General features: G+C 43.0%; 12 protein-coding genes. 8 read left to right on the plus strand and 4 right to left on the minus strand.

The features are described 5' to 3' along the window. Nucleotides 1–124 precede the first annotated feature (124 nt). The 6 genes from ACFOEE_RS19730 to ACFOEE_RS19755 all read left to right on the plus strand — a co-directional run bounded on the left by ACFOEE_RS19730 (nt 125) and on the right by ACFOEE_RS19755 (nt 9,161). Nucleotides 125–1,129, plus strand: coding sequence for a WD40 repeat domain-containing protein (locus ACFOEE_RS19730; RefSeq protein ID WP_377128606.1), 1,005 nt, complete (start codon nt 125–127; stop codon nt 1,127–1,129). A 1-nt stretch (nt 1,130) separates the two neighbouring features. After that, nucleotides 1,131–2,111, plus strand: a complete 981-nt coding sequence (locus ACFOEE_RS19735; protein WP_377128608.1) for a WD40 repeat domain-containing protein — start codon at nt 1,131–1,133, stop codon at nt 2,109–2,111. A gap of 70 nt (nt 2,112–2,181) precedes the next feature. Beyond that, nucleotides 2,182–3,492, plus strand: a complete 1,311-nt coding sequence (locus tag ACFOEE_RS19740) for a hypothetical protein (RefSeq protein WP_377128611.1) — start codon at nt 2,182–2,184, stop codon at nt 3,490–3,492. 248 nt (nt 3,493–3,740) lie between these two features. Continuing rightward, a complete protein-coding gene (locus tag ACFOEE_RS19745) occupies nt 3,741–4,646 on the plus strand; it encodes a cation diffusion facilitator family transporter (protein WP_377128613.1) in 906 nt (301 codons plus the stop codon). 77 nt (nt 4,647–4,723) lie between these two features. Next, complete coding sequence (locus ACFOEE_RS19750; protein ID WP_377128616.1) at nt 4,724–7,507, plus strand: hybrid sensor histidine kinase/response regulator; 2,784 nt, start codon at nt 4,724–4,726, stop codon at nt 7,505–7,507. 289 nt (nt 7,508–7,796) lie between these two features. Beyond that, nucleotides 7,797–9,161, plus strand: coding sequence for a serine hydrolase domain-containing protein (locus ACFOEE_RS19755; protein ID WP_377128619.1), 1,365 nt, complete (start codon nt 7,797–7,799; stop codon nt 9,159–9,161). Nucleotides 9,162–9,350: 189 nt separating this feature from the next. Here the strand turns inward: ACFOEE_RS19755 and ACFOEE_RS19760 are convergent, their stop codons facing one another. The 3 genes from ACFOEE_RS19760 to ACFOEE_RS19770 are packed head-to-tail and all read right to left on the minus strand — an operon-like array spanning nt 9,351 to nt 14,314. Beyond that, the gene (locus tag ACFOEE_RS19760; protein WP_377128622.1) at nt 9,351–10,415 is read right to left on the minus strand and encodes a DUF4340 domain-containing protein; all 1,065 of its coding nucleotides are present in this window, start codon (nt 10,413–10,415) and stop codon (nt 9,351–9,353) included. A 10-nt stretch (nt 10,416–10,425) separates the two neighbouring features. Beyond that, nucleotides 10,426–13,371 carry a Gldg family protein gene (locus ACFOEE_RS19765; protein WP_377128624.1) on the minus strand — a complete coding sequence of 982 codons (2,946 nt, stop codon included), beginning with the start codon at nt 13,369–13,371 and terminating at the stop codon, nt 10,426–10,428. Beyond that, entirely contained in the window at nt 13,361–14,314 is a 954-nt protein-coding gene (locus ACFOEE_RS19770) for an ABC transporter ATP-binding protein (protein ID WP_377128627.1), read from the minus strand. The genes ACFOEE_RS19765 and ACFOEE_RS19770 overlap by 11 nt, the downstream gene beginning before the upstream one ends. A 349-nt stretch (nt 14,315–14,663) precedes the next feature. Here ACFOEE_RS19770 and ACFOEE_RS19775 point away from each other — a divergent pair, with 349 nt between their 5' ends. Further along, nucleotides 14,664–14,837: a hypothetical protein gene (locus ACFOEE_RS19775; RefSeq protein WP_377128630.1), complete on the plus strand. Its 174-nt coding sequence runs from the start codon at nt 14,664–14,666 to the stop codon at nt 14,835–14,837. Between the two features lie 79 nt (nt 14,838–14,916). On the opposite strand, the gene ACFOEE_RS19780 is transcribed toward ACFOEE_RS19775, so the two are convergent. Beyond that, nucleotides 14,917–19,422 carry an EAL domain-containing protein gene (locus ACFOEE_RS19780; RefSeq protein WP_377128633.1) on the minus strand — a complete coding sequence of 1,502 codons (4,506 nt, stop codon included), beginning with the start codon at nt 19,420–19,422 and terminating at the stop codon, nt 14,917–14,919. 322 nt (nt 19,423–19,744) lie between these two features. Here ACFOEE_RS19780 and ACFOEE_RS19785 point away from each other — a divergent pair, with 322 nt between their 5' ends. After that, nucleotides 19,745–19,939, plus strand: a complete 195-nt coding sequence (locus tag ACFOEE_RS19785) for a (2Fe-2S)-binding protein (RefSeq protein WP_377128636.1) — start codon at nt 19,745–19,747, stop codon at nt 19,937–19,939. The last annotated feature ends 39 nt before the right edge of the window (nt 19,940–19,978 follow it).

The raw sequence follows: 19,978 nt of genomic DNA on the forward strand, positions 1-19,978 counted from the left end.
TGCACTACAATAAATTATCAATTGTGGTGGCAACAGCGGTACGTTTATCGGGTCAAACGCTTAGAGTGCGAGCAATTACTCGCCAAAGCACTAAGATTGCCACCATACAGTCATGTTTTAAACAATGGATGATCCTTCTGTGACGCGCTTTTTATGGGTATTTGCAACGGTTTTAGGCTTGTTGGGGTGTAATGGAAATACCGCGCTTCACACAACAGTCGTCAATAAAGTGACGGAAGAGCCAGTGAAAATAGCGCTTTTTTCTCACCAAGGTGATACAACCCTATGGCTTGATAGTAAAGAACAAGTGCAACTTTGGAGCAAAGCAAGTGCAGCGCTGAAAACCTTACCGAGTGACAAAATTACGCGTCCGATCCGCCATTTAGTACTTTCAGCAGACGATACCTTTTTGCTCTATGCCAGCAACAATGAACTCGCGATTTGGCGTTTGCCAGACGACAAACTCATCGCAACGACACAGTTTTACGGCCAATCGCCGCTCGCGAGGATCTCAGCTTTAGCCTTATCTAGTGATAAAAAACGCCTCGTAGTCGGCATGGAAGACGGCACCATTAACATGGCAGAGCTTTCGACGGGCGTAAATCATCAGTTTACCCCGCACAGTCAAAAAGTAACGCAGCTTTTAATCGATCAAAATGGCGAAAAAGTGCTGAGTGGCTCGTTAGATGGTCAATTTGCCCTTTGGCAGTTTGCAGAGCCTAAAGCGCTGTTCAGTAAAGCCTATAAGCATAGGATCACCAGTTTAGCGGTAGATAAAGATTTTACTAGGGTGTTTGTTTCCGACGGATTGGATGCGCAAGAGGTGATCCGCCTTGCTGATGGCGAAGTTCTCGCTAAGCTTAATTATATGAGTCGTTTTAAAGCATTTAGGTTGGCTGAGTTTGTGCCAAATTCTCAGTTATTAGTCACCACAGCGCCAAAAGGCCAGCTTTCGATTTGGAATAGTCAAACTGGAGAGGAACTTGGCAGCGGCATATCACAGGCTGAGCGAGAAGGAAGCAGTATCATTGACCTACACTTTATTGATAGTGCGACATTTGAAACCATCAACAGCGATGGTTTGATTGAAGCGTGGGATCTGCAAAGCCTACAACGGCCGCGAGGTTAATATGCGTTATTGTCTGTTGTTATTGATGATGTTATTACAAGCCTGCCAAGATCCACCCAATGAGCGTGCCGATGATGCCTTTGCTTTGACCGATAGGATAGTGGTGAATGCGGTGTTTTCGCATGATGGCTCTCTTGCGGCCACGTATGATCAAGACAAAACTATAAGCTTATGGGATCTCAGTTCACGCACTAGACGTTGGGCCTTAGATGGGCAAGCGTTAGGTGAGCGGGTGCGCGCTATGGTCATTGCCAATAACAATCAACATTTGCTGATTGCGGGCGAACACAAAGTCAGTATGTGGTCGGTAGCAACAGGTAAGTTGGAGCAATACTTTTCTGTAGCTGGAGCCGATGAGCTGGCGCGAGTGGTAAGTATTGCAATCGCGCCAAATGGTTTGTATGTGGCGGTAGGCTTCAATGACGGTTCTGTTAATTTACTGTCGTTTGCTGACCAATCACAACGCTTGTTTAAACCACACCAGAGCGATGTTGCGCATTTGCGCTGGAACAATGACAGTACGCAAGTAATGAGTGCAGGTTACGATGGTGAAGTGGCATTATGGCGTTTTGTTGATGCACAAGTATTGAAAACATTCACTTTTCCAAAGCGCATTACTTCTTTAGCGGTGAGCAGTGATTTCCAGCGCTTTTTTGCCTCGGATGCACTGCATGAACAAGTCATTTATGATTTAGTGGGTGGGGAGCCAATCACAAAGTTACACTACACCGAGCGATTTCGCTGGTTTCGTGAAGCCCTAATGATAAAAGACCGAGCATGGTTAGTGACAACATCATCGAAAGCGCATTTTACTGTATGGGATAGCCGGACAGGGGCTGAACTTGGTTCTTGGCGCATTGCTGCCAATAGCGCAGAAGCAACTGTGCTTGCGCTGGGTGGCGCGAGCACAGGGCAGGTACTAAGCCTAAGTAGCGATGGAATTGTCGAACGCTGGGATCTCAATCAATTGTTAAGCGATTAAACAGGCGGCATTTTACTGGGCAATATTCGAGCGTTTTGTTATAGTGTTTACTCGCTTTAGGGACATGGACATGAGTCGCGGGATTTTTCTAATTTTATCTTGGTTGGTGCTACCCGCTTACGCTTTCGAGCCGCAGCTCACGCTTAATCAATGCCAAGCATTTCAAGCCGAGCACGATAGTATCTATCGCGCATTACAGCGCTCGCAAAAGACCCAAGATAAGACCGCATTATCGCTACGTGAGCGTTTGTTATATGAGCGCTTAAATCGGTTTTGCCGTGAGCCGCGCTTTGATAATGAGCTAAATACCGCTACGGCTGCGACGTTACCTGCTGTTGTACCCACATCAACTAACCCGCTTCGAACCAGCTTTTTTGACGATGTGCATAAGCAACAAGCTTGGCTTAACTATTATCTAGCGCCTAATCGCTGCCTCAAAAGCGATATGATTATGGCCGATTATGTTTGGTGTGCCGCACACCGAAAAACGCAAAGAGCGCAATTTGAACAAGATTGGGCTACGCAACAACGGGCATTGCTAACGCGAGAAAGTCAATTGGCGTCTAAGGCTCGTCAAGCGGCTCAGAATATGGTTGAGACACAATCAAAGCCAAACCCTACAAACGCACTTGTGAATCAAACCGCGCCTCCACAAGAGCTAGAAAATCCGCCTAACATAGCGCAGTTAAGCGGTGTTAATAGCTCCACTGAGTCAACCGTTGAGTCAGCAAAAGTACCTGTTACATTCAATCTAATGCCTATTATCATTGCACTGTTTCTCTCGGGTGGTTTGGCTTATTGGCTACTTTTGAGAAATGCCGCATCAAAGCCGCGGGAGTTAGCTGACAAAGTGCAGCTTTTACTAGAACAAGAGCTGAATGCTGCGGATTATCAGTTGCTCAATCAGGTGCAGTTGCCGGTAGCAAACGGAGAGGTACTTGTCGCACATTTAGTGCTGTCACGTTTTGGCATTTTTGCCTTGAAAATTCCTCACACTGATCTCAAGTCAGGTGCTCAAGCAAGTTGGCGTATTTGGTCAACAAACTCAGCTTACGCTTATTCCGATAGCCAACTTGAAAACCAACGTCTGGCTTTTAGCGAGCAGGTTGGGAAATACTTTAATTTAGGCCACAAAGTCGAATGCCTGCTGGTTGTTCCTGATGAATCTAGGTATCTTCATCATAAACTGGGCTACTGCCCATTACGTTTATTGATAGCCACTATCGAACGAAAACAGCAAGTCGTGTTAAGTGATGAGCAATTGAGCTTTTTGTATGAAGCACTGAAAAAACGCCAGGCATTTCCAAACTTGCCTGCAGGGCTTGACAACAAAGAGTGGCAAGATAATTCCGAGACGTCCCACACTTCCCGCTACGCATAAGGTAATGGCTGTGTATTAATGCAATTTCCAGTTTTAAAGTATTGTCTTTTTAGTAGCTCTGACCGAGAAATTTTGCAGGTTTATGGTGCGCGTAGCAGTGTTTAGCGATACAATTGATACTTTATATCATAATTCTGTTTATCTGATCTCTCGTTCTGCGTCTTATCTCGGACGAGGGAAGGTGTTTTGGGACATTTTTTGTACTGAGATAGCGGAATTTGCTTCACAAGGCTTGCGTATTACTCTCGATGAATGACATTACAACTCATGAAGCCTCTCGGCGTAGGTTATTATTAGCCCTCGCTATCACCTGTTCATTTATGGTGATCCAATTAATCGGTGCTTATTATTCTAATTCTTTAGCAGTGCTTGCTGATGCAGGGCATCTTTTTGTCCACAACAGCTCATTATTTATTGCGGTGATAGCATCGGCATTTGCTGTGCGGCTGGCTAAAAACTTCAACGAAGGTTATAAGCGTGCCGAGTATACCGGTGGCCTTATCAACGGCGTGCTGTATTTGTCGATTAGTTTGTTTATCTTATACGAGGGCGGCGGGCGCCTTGCAGCACACCATGACGGTCAAGACTTTGCGGTTAATTCCTACCTGATGTCGATGATTGCAGCGATAGGGTTTTTGTTCCATGGGTTGTCAGCGTGGATCTTATATAAAGGCCGCAAAGACAGTATTAATGTCTACGCAGTCTTTTTGCATTCTTTCTTGGACTTACTCTCTACCATTTCCACTTTTATCGCCGGCGTTATATTACATTTAACTGGCTGGCAGTTGATTGATGTCATTTCTAGTATGCTGATCTCGTTATTTGTACTCTATACTGGGGTTAATGTCGTCAGATTGTGTATCAAAGGACTATTTTTTACACCACCAGTGTTACCCGACGTGCCAGTCATTGAAAAGGCCATCGTAGCAGCGGAACATGTGGAAAGTGTGCACAATGTCACTGTGAGTTATTTGCAAAAGCAGATCACCATTGGGGCGCATATTGTACTTAAGCATCACTGTACCTTGGCACAACATGATGATTTATGTAGAGTAGCTGTGGAACGACAATTGACCAAGCAATTCGGTAAAGTGAGATTGGTGTTACAAGTTGAAAGCCATAACTGTCCCGCTCATCCGAATCCGATAATTTAGTTATTTAAAAGATCCTTGGCATTTTTTAAGGCTTGCTCTTAACTTTAATGCCAAGAGTCAATTAGGAATGCGCAGCATTGTCCATAACTCAACATAAGCTTTTCCCTGCATTGGCAACTTTATGTTTGGGCCTGCTGGGTGGGGCGGTTAATCTATTACCGTTTTGGTTTTTAAACAGCTCTGAGTTTCTGTTTGGCCAATTATTGGTGTTATGTGTGTTACTGCTATTCGGATGGCAGTATGCATTGGCGGCAGTTGCCATTGGGGCGATATTTATCTATTCGCGCTGGGAGCATTGTTGGCCCTCGCTGGTGTTTGCACTGGAAGTGATCTGGTTGCAGATAGTGTGTGTGCGAGCAAATAAGCCGTTTTTCCTGCGTGGAATACTTTTTTGGTTATTGATAGGGCTAGCCTTACTGTTTTTATTTGGCTACTTTGTCCTAAGTTTGCCATTGCTGGTGATTTTTACCGCACTAGCAAAGTATTTTATTAACGCTGCTGTTTATCTTGCAGTAGTCGATTTAGTTGGTTTTTTCTGTTTACATCATTTATGGCGCGCCAGCCGTTTATATCAAATGCTTAACTACACAGTGAGCTTGCTGATAGTGTTGGTTGTGATCATTACCTCTATTGTCCTGACGAACAATTACTATGCGCGATTAAAAATGGAAGTGAGCGCGCAGCTCCAAGAAGACTCAAGCTCCATTACCAAGCAAATTGAGGATTATCTCGATAGCTATCGCCGAGCTGTAGTGTTAACCGCTCGCAGTATTGAACAAAATGTACCAAAAGATGTGGCCTTGGCACAGCTGCTGCGTTTGCACACGCATTTTCGCACCGCAATCGTAACTGATGAGCAAGCAATGGTAACGCACTTTTACCCAGAAGGGTTGAAGCTCAGTTTGTTAAACACGACTACCAACGTGGCCGATCGCAGTTATTTTTCTGAGGGCCGTTATTTTCCTGATGGATTTATTTCTGAGATGTTTCAAGGACGTGGTATGCGAAGCGAGCCAATTGTCGCGATTTCCGCGCCTTATTTCCATGAAAAGCAATTTAAAGGCATTGTTGAAGGCTCATTGATTTTTGAATCGTTCGAGCGCTTTATCCCTAAGCTGCTTGATAACCGCGGCGAGTTAGTGATTTTTGATCAGCAACGAAAAGTGGTTTACAGCTCGTTGAAAGGCGAATTTAAAATCCTCGATGAGGTTACTGAAGACGAACTCGCTCAGTTCGACAACAGCAGACAGCAGTATACTACTTCGCAAGAGCAGGTGTTTTATTTTCATAGTGCGAGTTCATCAGCACTAGATTGGACCATTGTAGTGATGCTGGAAAGTAAGTACGTTAATTTCGCTGCAGCCTCTGCTTGGGGGCTGTCATTTGTGCTTGCGGCTACCATTATTTTGCTCAGTAGTATATTTATTCGTCAGCTGACGCGAATGTTGGTTCAACCAATGCAGCGTCTTACTGATCATATGCACGAATTTGACCCCAGCAGAATGTTGAAAATGGATGTGCCGCCGCAGAACAGTTTTCTAGAAATGGTGGGTTTGCAGCAGCAGTTTTCGCAACTGGCATTCAAGCTGAACATGAGTTTTACCCGCTTGCAAAATGCTTATGACGAAAATGAAGCACTTAATAAAAAGCTTAAAGACTTTAATACTGATCTTGAGCAACAAGTAACGGAAAAAACCGAAGAACTGATAGAAGCGGTGAAGGTCGCCAATAACGCGAGCTTGGCAAAGAGTCAGTTCCTAGCCAATATGAGCCATGAGATCCGCACGCCATTAAATGGCATTCTTGGTTTGTCCGCCTATCTGTTGGAGAACGAAAAAGTAAAAGACGATGTAGCCGAGCAGCTGAGCATGATCCAGCAATCTGCGCGTAATTTGCTGTTAATTTTAAACGATATTTTAGACTACTCAAAAATTGAAGCGGGCGCACTTAAGCTGGATATACATTCAGTGTCGACTCGTAAATTATTTACTGGACTGAGTCAGGTCTTTCAAAAAACTGGTTTAAAAACAGGGGTAATATTTCGTACTCGGTTAGCAGATAATGTCCCACAGTTTTTGATGCTCGATGACTTAAGGGTAACGCAAATCATCAATAACTTGCTGAGCAATGCCGGTAAGTTTACCGAAACCGGTGAAATTAACTTGAGTGTTGAATATCAAAATGAGTTACTCAGAATTGATGTCCAAGACACGGGGATTGGCATGAGTGACGCGCAGCTGGCAAAACTATTCCAAGAGTTCACTCAAGCCGATGTATCAACCACTCGCAAATATGGCGGCACAGGGTTAGGTTTGACTATCTGCAAACGCTTAGTAGAACTGATGCGAGGTAAGATTAGCGTAACCAGTGAGCTTGGTTATGGTAGCCACTTTAGCGTGGTTTTGCCATGTAAAATTGGTCATGAAGTACAAGACGACAGCGTCGAGATAGAAGTGCCAATTTTAAAAGATGTAACGGTGTTGTTGGTTGAAGACAACATGGTAAACCAGATAGTCGTAAAGAAAATGCTGGAGAAAACCCAATGCCGTATTGAAACTGCGCTTGATGGCATCGAAGCATTGGCAAAGCTTGAACATAATTATTACCCAGTGATTTTAATGGATTGCCAAATGCCTAATATGGATGGGTTTCAATGCACACGGCAAATTCGCAGTCACGCAGATAAATATCGCCACCCTTATATTATCGCCATTACTGCCAATGCCTTTGAAGAAGATAGATTAAGATGTATTCAAGTCGGTATGGACGATTTTATCGCCAAACCCATTACAGCCGCAGAGCTACATCGCGCGCTGAGCAAAAGCCTGCAGCATATCGAAACTGATCTTACCAATCTGTAATAACCTATATAAGAAAGGTTTATCAACAAGCAAAGTCCAGCGATAAGATTCGTTGCCGCGCAACGCAAACGTTAAGATGCGTGAGGGTTATGATGGGATTGCTTTAGCTGAACGTTTTTAACTTGAGCTGATAGCTTAAGCAATTTGAACCGTCGCATAGGCGCCAGAAGCGGGTAGTTCAAAATACAAATATATTTGAATACACCAATATTGAAATATAGCTTGCCTCAAAAGATTACAAATGTAATACTTTATTGATTACGGGTGTAATCAATAAGAAGGAAAGGTTATGAGAACACCAAATAAGTGGGTTTTACTATTGGGGTTGTTTGTCTTTAACTTACAAGCAAGGAGTTCAAATTTTGATACCTTGCTCAAATGCAGTAATTCATCTGGCGCACCGGGGATGGCTGTTCGAATAGAGCAGTCAAATAGCCTAGTTTATACGGGGGCTATTGGACTAGCTGATCTCAATAGTAAACGAAAGCTTCAAACGGATGATATTTTTCAAATAGGTTCTGTGACAAAAATTTTTACTGCTGCGGCTATATTAAAACTTTCTGAGCAAGGAACGTTATCTTTACAGGATAAGTTAGGGAAGTTTATACCTAGCATTAACCCTGATTATAAGAGCTTGACGATTGAGCGAGTGTTAAGTCATACATCAGGGCTACCTGATTACTTAGACGACCCAACGGTAACAGCCGTTTATGATGAGTCTGCCTCAATCGACAAGGTAATTGACACTATAAGCAATAGAAATTTAATTTCAAAATCAGGTGAAAAATATAGCTATTCTAACTTAGGCTATGTCATTTTAGGTAAAATTATCGAAGTGGCATCGGGTGTCTCTTATCATGAGTATCTTGATCGTGCATTTTTCAAACCGTTAAATATGCAAAATACCTTTGTAATGACTAAAGGTACTGAACTCGATCAAGTGAAAGGATATACAAATAGCTCTCATAGTCCTAACACATATATTAAGCCGGAATACTCTACTGAAAGAAAGTGGCATGTAGATCGCAGTTGGATTGCGGCCGCAGGTGCTGTAGCTTCAACATTGGAAGATATGGCTCTATGGCAAACAGCCTTAAAGTCAGGAAAAGTGATTTCAAAAGATAATTATCTACTAATGCACAAGCAAGCGATATTAGATAATAGAGATAAAGTAAAATACGGGTATGGTGTTGATATTTATCCAGTCAGCGGCTTGGTTAGTTACGGACATCAAGGAATGGTTCCCGGATTTTTTGCATGGCATGTTTATTTCCCAACAGCAGATTTGACTGCAACAGCATTTACGAATATCGATACAAAACATCCGGGTCCAGTTTTATTAAATATGATAGCTCTTCAGCTAGGATTGTCACCTAAGCCAGTTAAACACGAAGAAGCATTAGGGCTAGCTAACTCGTTAATTGGACATTACCAAGCAACAAACGACAAAGTATTAAATATTTTCAGTGAAAAAGGGACTCTCTATGCACAGTACAGTGGTGAGGAAAAACAAAAGATTGTACTTCGGGGAGGAAATGCCTTTTCATATGAATGCACTGAAAACTATTTTCAACTAAGAGAAAGTAATAATTCCAAGTACATAGTACCTGTATATTTATACCAAGGTGAACAGGCACCGATGAAGAAGATTTAATTGCAATTCGGCAAAATATCAGGATATTGCGGGTGACCGTCTGCGATGGCTTTCACTTGTGTTGTCACCCAATTAACTTCAATTAGTCCGGTCATAAGGTATTCGAAATAAGATTACAAGCACTTACCTAAAGCTGGGCCATCGCATACAGCTGCGATGGCCCAAGGGGGGAACTAGAACTGCGGCGAATTAATCTGAAGTTTCTGTATCCGTTTGTTTACCTGTTTCATTACTCAGTTGCTGCTTACTTTCATCATCTGATGGGTTAATGAAAAAGTCATTAGCCTTGAAATTGGCTAGGTTTTCAAACTGAGCTTTGGCAAGGCTAAACCAGTGTTCAAAGTCACTGCGTTTTACGTAATAGCTGTCTTCGTGTTGAGCAAATTCAAAGTCGAATTGCTTGCCATTGGCATCTTTTACGCTGAGCTTCTCAATGTCTTCAAAAACAATTTCTTGGTCTGCGATCGCCGTGACAGTTAAACTCGAAAATTGCTCAATCAGCTCATCAATACGTGCAGTATCGAGAGTTTGACCTTCTGGCAGTTTCGCAGGGGCTTTAACCTGCCATGCTGTTTCAACACTGATCTTCGTACTGGTTTTGGCATTGATGATGTCAGGTAAGGCTGAGCTTTTGTCTACATTTTTATCTGAAATAGCTTTTTGCTTTATTTCAGTTTTCTCAAATGCCAGTCCTGCTTGGTTGATTTCGCTGATGTCTTTCACCGAAAGCAAAGACTTATTAAGCCAGTCGTTTTTATCAACACTAAGCTGATAGGCACTGAAGTCTATGGTAAACACATCGTTATTATCGCCATTTCGCGCGTAGAGCTTTTTAAAGCTGGGTGACTCACCTAATATCACTTCAACCTCATCATTAGCTAGCTTGTACGTAATGCGTTTTTCAAAGTTGTCATCGGCCACTTTAAAGCGTTCGTGACTGGCTTGAGTGCGTGATACTGGCCAGTTCACTTTGCTGTTTATTAAAGTATTAGTCAGTGCTGACACTTTGTGATCTAACAAGGGCAAAGTTGGGTACTCAGCCAAATGCCAGTCCTCGCCGTTTTTCACCAGCGTAAGCGCATTTTCATTGTCACCTTCTTGTAGTTTGATTTCGGTTATGGCTTGTTGCTCAAGACTTAACAAAGACACTGGCGCTTGTGTCTTAAAGCTATTTTGGCTGTTATAAAATAGTGCGCCAGCTAAAATCACCTGTGTGCCTAATGCCACAGATAAAATGGTTATTGCTTTATTCATGGTTGCACTCCTATTGCGAAATCCAAGTTAAATACTCACGCTGCTTGCGCTTTCTGCGTTGGCGATCAAATAGGGCTAAAGCCATTAACAACACAAAGGCCAGTGTATAGTTACCGTATTCCCAAATGAGTTGCTGATCGTGTTCCATTGGCGGTAACGTACGGTTGAAATTGCCTCGTGCTCGAATACTCATCAGTGCTCTGTCTTCTAGCGACCAATCCACTGCGTTCATCATTAACTGTAAGCTATTTAAATAATTGCTTTGCGATAAGCCTGCAGTAAGTTGCAGTACTTGATCTTGTACAAAGTCATTTGAGCTAAATAAGATAATGCGCGCACTCTCAGGTGCATGTTTGATAACACTGCTGATATCAAACTGGGTGTCATTGCTTTTGGGTTGACTGTCAGTGTTGCTATCGGCTTCGCTCCCAGCGCTTTCAACCACTGGTGTGTTTTGGTTGCCAGACTCAGCAGTCGCTAAAAGCGGTGAGCTTTTATCCGCAAAGTATGAGGTGAATTTACCTTGAGCCATCACGCCCATGAGCTGCTTAGCAGTGTCACTTTCAGAGATATAACTCGCTTCGCCTTGTACATTCAGTTGTGGCATCACATCAAGTGACGATGAGGTCCATGCCTTATCAGAGCTTTCAATTAATTTGGTAAAAGTCACATTGTCTTTATTCTCAACAAGGGTAATAGGCGACGACCAAGCCATAGTCAGCTGAGGTAACTCTGAGGTAATTAAATTGTCTTGGTTTAAACCATCGCGAATGTCTGCAAAATAGGGGTAATCCAACATGCGCATTTCTTGTAATTGGAAACCACCGACATTACGCGTTACCGGAATTGGGAATGCCGCATTGGTGGCATCCATCACTAGGCTGTTTTCAATTTTTAAGCCGTGATGCGCCAGCCAATCTGTAAGCCCGCTGTCAACCGAGGTCATGTTCAAACTGCCACCAGTAAGATTGATACTGTATGGTGACGTCGCCGCTATCACCGTGCCGCCTTTCATTAAGAATTGGTCTACAGCAAATAACTGTTTTTCATCCAGTGATTTAGGTGCGACTAACATCAGAATATCGGCTTCACCAGAAACACTGCCATCGCTTAGATCTTCATTGATGATATTCAGTTCAGAGCCTAACATGCGCTCTAACTCTCTAAAGCTGCTGCTCGGCATGCCGTAGCCATAGCTTGGCGCTGAGGCCGGTTTTACCAGGGCTAGATTTTTGGTGAAACCAGACGCAAAACGCTTGATTGCCGCATCGAGATTGCGCTCAAAACTTGTGTTACTAAAGTCATCCAGTGGAATTTGTACGATTTGATCTTCGCCCGCTAAGGTCAGGTAAAAATAGAAGGTTTGATCTGAGAAAAAGCTGGTTGCCATTGGCTCAAAGCCATAGTCTTCGGCAATTTGGGTTGCGACTTTACCGCCTTCGGCTTCTGGTTCGATAAAGTTCACGGTGAGCTTGTTATAAGACTTAGCTTGCACATCGCTTAAATGCTTTTCCATGCCCTGTTTTAAGGTTTGTAATTGCTCAGGCAATTTGTCATTTGCAGATACATACGCATTAAACGTCAATGTTTGCTTCACGGTATCGAACAAGTTACCGGCACTTTGATAGTTTTGCATTACGGTTTTAATGGCGCGGGTGATGTCATGCTCAGGGTTACGTAATAGCACCTCAACATCTGACTCGGCGCGGGCATTGACCTCAATTAAGTCTCTAAAACCTAACACCTGATGCTCATCGCCATATTGCACCAGAATATTAAAATATGAGCTGACAATCGACGCTTGATAGCGGTCTGCCACTTGGAATGGCATTGGCTTAATACCAAACTGGGTATTGGCTTCTTCTTCAAGTTCTGGGTGCATTTGTGGGTCGATAAACTCAACGCGCACTCTGCCATCGGCGACGACTTCGTACTCTTGAAGTAGGTCTTTGACCTGTGGCACTAGCGGCGCAAGTAATGGATGGGTTTTATTGCTGAAATAACCCCGGATCAACATGGGCTCTTGTAACTGTGCCAAGTAAGATTTGGTTGCCTCAGAGATCGAATACTGTTTGCCTGCGGTGGTGTCTAATCGCAATTGTGGTAACTGGCTTAACCACACATTAGCGGTGAGCAAGTTTACAACTAACAAGCCTGTCACTAGCCGCCACGTTTTATGATGATTTGCCTGTTGACTTGCTTTGTTGTCATTTTTCGCCCAGCGCTCTTGCTCTAAAAAGTAGGTGTTTAAAGCCAAAAACACTAAAGTTAACGAAACATAATAAACCAAGTCTCGCACATCAATGACACCACGGGTGATGTCGTCAAAGCGCGCGCCCGTACCGAGTTGTCTTAAAAATTCAGCCCCTTGGTGAGAGAAAAAATCAGTGACCGCAGACGTACCAATAAAGTAAAAAATGCCGCCAATCACACACGCGGTGATCAAACTGACAATTTGATTATCGCTGCGCGCCGATACCGCCAAACCAATGGCAATATAGGCACTACCCAATAACATCACCGCCAAATAACCCGATACAACGGGGCCCCAGTCTAACTCGCCTAAAAAGCTTACCGTGATCGGCAAAGGGAGTGTGATCAGCAACGCAATCGCCAGCAGTGCCAAGCAGCCTAAAAACTTGCCCAACACAAAGTGCCACAATGGCACCGACAAGGTATGCACGTATTCTATGGTGCCGCTGCGTCGCTCTTCACTCCAGAGCTTCATGGTTAAGGTTGCCGATAAGAAGATTAGTAGAATGGGCATCCACTCAAACATCGGGCGCACATCGGCAATATTTCGAGAGAAAAATGCCTCGGCCCAGAAGAAAATAAACAAGGTTAACGCCACAAATGCGCCAATAAACAAGTAAGCAATGGGCGATGAGAAAAATAGCGCGATTTCTTTTTGCGCAATACGGGCAGCATTAAACTGCGCAGAATGACTAGGCTGCATGCGCGGCTCCTCCCTTTTTGATATTCTCGTTTGCGACGAACTCATCGTTATTGATTTGATTAAAGACGGTTTCTAAGTCACGTTTTTGCGGATAAAGCGCAAACAATTGCGCACCGTTTTCAATGATGGTTTTACTGATATTGGCCGCAACTTGCTGCATTTGAGCCTGGTCTTCTAAGCTCACAACAAGTTGTTGAGACGAGTGCTCAACGGCATACACCCCTTCAATTTCAGTGAGTTTTTTCGCCTCTGCTAAATCGCTTTCAACCACCAGTTGTTTACTGTGTTGCAATGCTTCTAGCTGCTCATCAAGCACCAATTGGCCTGATTTCAAGATCAACACCCGATCGCATAAGGCATTCACCTCTTGCATAATGTGGGTAGACAAAATCACCGTGGCTTTTTTAGCAATGTCTCTAATGAGCTCACGCATGTGTTGTGTTTGCTCTGGGTCAAGACCATTTGTGGGCTCGTCCAAAATCAATAATTTTGGTTGCCCTAGAATTGCCTGTGCTACACCCACTCTCTGCTTATAGCCACGCGATAAAGTTTCGATGGGTGCCAACAACTTTGCAGATAAATCAGTCGCTTTGATGGCGCGCTTAATTTCAGCAACTTTGGTGTTGCCTCTTAGACCTTTTAAATCAGCAGCATAATCTAAATATTCTGCGACACTCATTTCAGGATAAACGGGTAAACTTTCGGGTAAATAGCCAAGCTGGCTTTGTAGTTTTTTTGGATCTTTAGACAGGGTTACTCCGTCTAGACTAACGTCACCCTCATCGGCTTCGAGATAGCCGCTGATCATTTTCATAATGGTGGTTTTACCCGCGCCGTTGTGCCCAAGCAGCCCGATAATTTCACCTTTTTGGATTTTAAAACTCACAGAATCTACAGCTATAAAACTGCCATAGCTGCGAGTTAAATTACTCACCTCTAACATGGAAGTCTCCGAACTAAAGCCTAATTACTGCTTGTTTATGAATAGATTTTTATTTGAAAAGACAGATTGAGACGTTATCGAAAAATACATTGTTATTATCTCCATAGTTGCTGGGCTTGTCCCCAAAACAAAGTAAAGAACGAATCGCATTTTTTTGATATGGGCGAACTAAAAAAGTTCAAGAGAGAAATTTAATATTTACCACCCAGTCCTGCATGTAAGGGTTTAGTCGACAGACTTAATTTTTAGTTCATTGATTTTACCTACCACTTCTAGCATGTGTTAAAGTGTTAAGTAAGTTATTGTATTTATTGGTTATAATGGAATAAATTAACTTCAAGTGGTGTTTATGAAGTACTTATTCTCACTGTATATTTTCTTGCTGGTGTCGTTTAGCGTTGAGGTTGATATGGTCACATTGTTGAGTGATGAACCAAATGATCTCGCGCTGTTTTATAAAGATGGCCGCAATGATGTTGCCAGTGACGTTTACCGCTTGCTATTTGCAAACTTGAAAAGATAAAGGGGTCAAATTGCATTTTGCATCGCTAAAATTCAGCAACTAACAATAGCAGTTCGCTGTTCTAGGTTGCCCCTCACCACTAAGTCATTTTTGCGCGTTTACCCACTTCAGCTATAAATTGCTCTGCGAGTAAAGTCTCAGCAGGCACGGGTTTTGAGAAATGGTAGCCTTGCATATATACAATACCAAGGTCGCTTAAATATTGGATATGTGCTTTGGATTCCACACCCTCTGCAATGCAGGTCATCCCAAGGTTATTTGCCAGCATAGTGATGGTTTTCACTATGGCTTTATTGGTGGGGACTTGCTCCAGTTTGCGCACAAACCCTTGGTCTATTTTAATCATGTCAATAGGGAATTGGCTGAGGTAGGTGAGGGAGGAGTAACCCGTACCAAAGTCGTCTAACAGCAGCACAAAGCCTTGTTCATGAAGGTCCATTAGCGCGGCTTTGGCTTTCACTTTATCCGCAAGTAGCGTACTTTCAGTAATTTCTAATCGTAATTTACTGCAAGGGATACCAAAGCTATACAGGATGTTGACCAAGTGCTCGCTGACATTGGCTCTTAGCACTTGAATTGCCGAAAGGTTAAGTGAAATATAGAAGTTACTTTCACGAATGAGCAATGGATGAAGCTCCGCCACGGCGCGTGCTAAAGCTTGTTCGGTCATTTGCTCAATGATGCCTACCTCTTCTGCTACCGGAATGAATTCTTCAGGAGAAATAAACTGGCCGTCGATTTGCCAACGCATTAACAGCTCTACGCCAACCACCTGATTATTGCGGGTATTGACTATAGGTTGATAGTAGTTGAAAAATTGGTCCTCGCGGCAGGCGCTTTTGATAGCAGTTTCCAAGGTAAGCTTACGCAAGATCTCATCGTTCATCGCACTGGTGAAAAATTTAAAGCTATTTCTCCCAGACTGTTTTGCATGGATCATGGCAATGTCGGCATGGCGGATCAGTTGTTCCGCGGTTTTGGCGTCAAACGGATAAAACGCAGCGCCGATACTGGCAGAAATACTCACAGTAAAGCCGTCAATTGAGACTTTTTCTGGCAGTATCGCCAACAATTGATTGACCAATTCGCTGAGTTTTTCTGGAGTACTTATGCGCTCATAAAGCACTAGGAACTCGTCACCACTTTGTCTACCCAAAACACATTCTGATGGCAGCTGCGCTTCTATCCGCCGTGAAATTGCATTTAATAACTTGTCGCCAAATTCGTGGCCGTATGAGTCATTAATAGGTTTAAATTTATCTAAATCAATAAACAGTAAACCAACCAAGGCTTGATCTTTGGCTTGCTGCAGCGCGTCTGAAACTTTTTGCATCATTAATACCCGATTGGGTAGTCCGGTTAGCGCGTCATAATTTGCTAAATAACGGAATTCAGCCTCGTTATTTTTTTGTTCCGTGAGGTCGCTTAACACAATCACGTAATATTCAATCTGATCATGATGTTTTGCAATAGCGTTGACGCTCAGTTGCACAGGGTGTTCAGCATTGAATGCTGTTTTTAAGCACACTTCTTCACGTAATGAAGTCTTGTGCTGCATTTGCTTAATGCGCTTTAGCAATTTACTCAAAGTGCGATTACCAACCACCTCACAAAATTGTTCAAATTGGAGTGTTTTTATGTCGCAATCATCTTCAAAACCAAAAGCTTGGCGGAAGCTATGATTTGCCGCTAATGGTCGTAAATTACTATCAAGTACCAGCAGCCAATCGGTGATCTGACTAAAAGCGTCACCAAGAATACTGGCCATCAAGTCACTGGCCTTTTGCTCCGTGACATTGGTATAAATCCCAGTTATCTTAAGCGGTTGCGCATCTTTGGTCTGTGACACTTTACCCATGTCATGATACCAAAGCCAATCGCCAGCTTGATTCTGCATACGGTAGGTCGCTTGATAAGGTGCAACATGGGGGGAAGCAACAAAGTTATGCAAGGATTGACGCAGTTGTTCTCTGTCTTCGGGGTGTACCAGAGCGAAATATTGCTCAAGGCTCGTTACTGTATTTGGTTCGGTATAACCAAGCTCATCGTTGATACGGCAGTGCTCTATCTGTTGTTTGGCTAGATCTATTTCCCAAATCCCGCTGTGCGTTGCCTTAAGCGCGAGCTCGGTTTGTTGCTGACTTAAGGTCACTGAATTAAGCGCGGATTTTACCGCTGCTTGCTTTTGTAAGTATTGCCGCGCCCATGTACAGACGATAAGAGTAACAATCAACATATAGCCAAACAGCGCAAATGGCGATAAAAATGCTGGATGTGCGACGCGAAATTGAAACGACTTCTCGGCCAGTTTGATATTGTTGCCAAGGGCACGCATGCTTAAAGTGAGCGTATATTTCCCCGGTTGTAAGCGTGAGAAGAATAGCTTACCTTGCTGTAAATTTTGGTATTCAGCGTAGTTACCGCCTTCAAGTTTGGCATCAAAAATATCACTATATTGATTTGCAAAATCAAAGTTGGAAAAGTGAATTTGCAGTCCCACATCGTCATATTCCAGAACTAGGGCGTCATCTTGATATAAGCTATGATTAAACGGTAATGTGCGGGACATCAACGAGATATCTGTGATTTGTAGCGTTTGGTTAGGTGTAGTTACGTCGTCAAAATCTGCAGGGTCGAACATCACTAAGCCGTGCGTTGAGCCAAATCCCATTTGCCCATTTTCGAGGACTATGCTGGCGCCCGCATTAAACTCACTGACGGGTAAGCCATTATTGTGGGTAAAGCGTTTAAGGTGATGGGAGTTTAAGTCAAGGCGATAAAGGCCGTTTTGCGAACTTGCCCATAACGCGCCAAAATTATCACGACGGAGTTCATAAATAGTATTGGTTAAAAAGCCATTACTTTTATCAAACACAAAGCGCGGTTCATAACTGTTTACGTCAATCGCCACTAACCCCATAGTTGAGGTTGCAAGCCAGAGGGTTTGTGAGTCGTCAAGTTGCCAGCTGTCGACAACCGCAAAATCAGTGCCTCCATTACTACCAAAATCAAACACGACTTTAACAGTTTGTGTTTCTGGATTAAAACGCAGCAACTTGCCATTGCTTGAAACGAGTAGCTCATTGGGATGAGTAGGGAGAGGTGGTAAAAATCGATAGAACTTCTCAGTATCGAGTAGTCGGTTTAAGCCCTTTATTTCAGAAAGCGCTTTGTTCTTGATATTTAGAGTGTAAAAGTTTTGACTGGTGGCAAACGCAATATGTTGCGATGTGATTTGGCCTAACCCCCACTGCAGATCTGATGACTTAATCATGGGGAATTGCGCTGAAAGCGCAGTGAGTTGGTGGCTGCGAGTATCGAAAAATTGCAAGCCGTTAGGAGTCTCAAGTAACAGCTCGTTGCCATCGGCATCGAGTGTAGCAATATGGTAAATGGCATTACTACCAAACGCTTGTTTAGGGTCGTTATCAAATAAATAATGCGCCATTGCCTGGCGCTCATCTTTTTGTACAAGGCCGTTATCGGTGCCAAGCCACATACCTGTATTTGTTTCTACCGATGCCCAAATGCTATTACTAGCCAACGCACTTGCAGGGGGTTTTATGGTGTTAAAGCGCATAGCTTGTAATGGCCAATAAAGCGCACCTTGCTCCCGAGAAGCCATCCAAAGCACATTATCTTTATCAAGCAGCAGGTCAAAAATACTGTTATTGATGATATTAAAATGGCTTTGATCATAGCTCAGCACTTTCTCGGCGGTTTTATTCAATCTATCGATAAGAAACAGACCTTGCTCGGTGGCGATAAACTCACCATAGCTGGATTGTACGTAATCCCAGATATTCAGCTCTGGTACTAACGGATAGGCAAATTGTGAACGAAACTCTTCGCCATCAAACGGAAGTACATAAAGACCTTGTACTGTGCCTACTAATAAGCCAAGTGCAGGGTCTAACACTAACTTTTTAACATTCTGGTTTAAGCTAGTATTTTGCTCTTTTGGCATAAATGCTAAAGGCGTCAGGATCTCTTGACTCAAACGGTATTGATAAAGTCCCATATCGCTGCCAACCAAAAGTTGCCCAGCGACTAAGTTCAGTGCGCGAACCAAAGTATTTTTAGGCTCAAGTGCTAAGAGAAAGGTGGAGTTGAGGCTACGTAAGTCAATAATAAAGACTTGATTCTCAATACCAACATAAAGTGAGTTGGCTTTTTCAACTACAGCTGAAATGGGGGAAAAGCGGGTCGCCTCAGGTGATAGTTTACCGGTATAGACACGTTTAATAGCAAGGGTGTTAGGGTCAATGATAAAAGCGCCTGAATAACCCGTTGAGACAAATATATGGCCATTATTGAGGTTTTTTAGCAGTATTATGGGTTTGTCTGACAGGTCGATGTCTAGACTTACTGCCTTGACACGAAAGCCATCATAACGATTTAAGCCTTGCTCTGTACCTAGCCAAATATAACCCAATGGATCTTGTACCATCTGCGTGACTATGGTTTGGCTTAAACCTTCTTCAATTGATAAGCGAGATAGTTTTTGTGCGTAGTGCCCATTGGCAAAACAAGGCAAGGCAAAAAGCAAGCAAAGTGTTAAAAAGTTTGCCAACCAAACGCGCATTAACTAGGCTCCAAGAACGCAAAAGTGACGAGAAAGACTACTTCCCAGTATAGTGTGTTCTTCCGTAACGTCTTAATTATTATGTAATCCTTATAAATTTAACATAGGACAGGGCGACTTACCTATGTAAATGTGAAGGTAAAAGTGAAAATATTGCTGCGATTTACGAACCGTAACTCGCTCGAGAGTCGTATTTTTAGCCCGAAAAACTAAATTTAGTTATAAATCAAAATCGTTCTCATTTTTCTAAAAAGCTTATTGATAATTATTGTTGTTTCACTTAGAATTCAGCTCGTAATCGTATTGAGACTGGTTCGCGTTCATGTATATTTGCATTTGCCACGGTGTAACAGATAAAAAAATTATTCAGACAATCAACGCTGGTGCGACGACTATGCGTGATTTGTCACAAGAGTTAGCGGTAGGAACACAATGTGGTAAATGTACAAACTGCACCAAAAAAATTCTCAATGAGCAGCTGATAGCGATTGCAAATGTGTCAGAACAAGTTGCTTAAGCGGTTAGCGAACAACAAATGAAAAAGGGCTATGTAAGC

It is taken from the genome of Pseudoalteromonas fenneropenaei (assembly GCF_042643375.1).
Taxonomy (GTDB): domain Bacteria; phylum Pseudomonadota; class Gammaproteobacteria; order Enterobacterales; family Alteromonadaceae; genus Pseudoalteromonas; species Pseudoalteromonas fenneropenaei.

What these genes read in the sequence shown, in the direction of transcription:
- ACFOEE_RS19730 (WP_377128606.1), top strand. Translation starts at nt 125, where the DNA reads ATGGATGATCCTTCTGTGACGCGCTTTTTATGGGTATTTGCAACGGTT.
- ACFOEE_RS19735 (WP_377128608.1), top strand. Translation starts at nt 1,131, where the DNA reads ATGCGTTATTGTCTGTTGTTATTGATGATGTTATTACAAGCCTGCCAA.
- ACFOEE_RS19740 (WP_377128611.1), top strand. Translation starts at nt 2,182, where the DNA reads ATGAGTCGCGGGATTTTTCTAATTTTATCTTGGTTGGTGCTACCCGCT.
- ACFOEE_RS19745 (WP_377128613.1), top strand. Translation starts at nt 3,741, where the DNA reads ATGAATGACATTACAACTCATGAAGCCTCTCGGCGTAGGTTATTATTA.
- ACFOEE_RS19755 (WP_377128619.1), top strand. Translation starts at nt 7,797, where the DNA reads ATGAGAACACCAAATAAGTGGGTTTTACTATTGGGGTTGTTTGTCTTT.
- ACFOEE_RS19760 (WP_377128622.1), bottom strand. Translation starts at nt 10,415, where the DNA reads ATGAATAAAGCAATAACCATTTTATCTGTGGCATTAGGCACACAGGTG.
- ACFOEE_RS19765 (WP_377128624.1), bottom strand. Translation starts at nt 13,371, where the DNA reads ATGCAGCCTAGTCATTCTGCGCAGTTTAATGCTGCCCGTATTGCGCAA.
- ACFOEE_RS19770 (WP_377128627.1), bottom strand. Translation starts at nt 14,314, where the DNA reads ATGTTAGAGGTGAGTAATTTAACTCGCAGCTATGGCAGTTTTATAGCT.
- ACFOEE_RS19775 (WP_377128630.1), top strand. Translation starts at nt 14,664, where the DNA reads ATGAAGTACTTATTCTCACTGTATATTTTCTTGCTGGTGTCGTTTAGC.
- ACFOEE_RS19780 (WP_377128633.1), bottom strand. Translation starts at nt 19,422, where the DNA reads ATGCGCGTTTGGTTGGCAAACTTTTTAACACTTTGCTTGCTTTTTGCC.
- ACFOEE_RS19785 (WP_377128636.1), top strand. Translation starts at nt 19,745, where the DNA reads ATGTATATTTGCATTTGCCACGGTGTAACAGATAAAAAAATTATTCAG.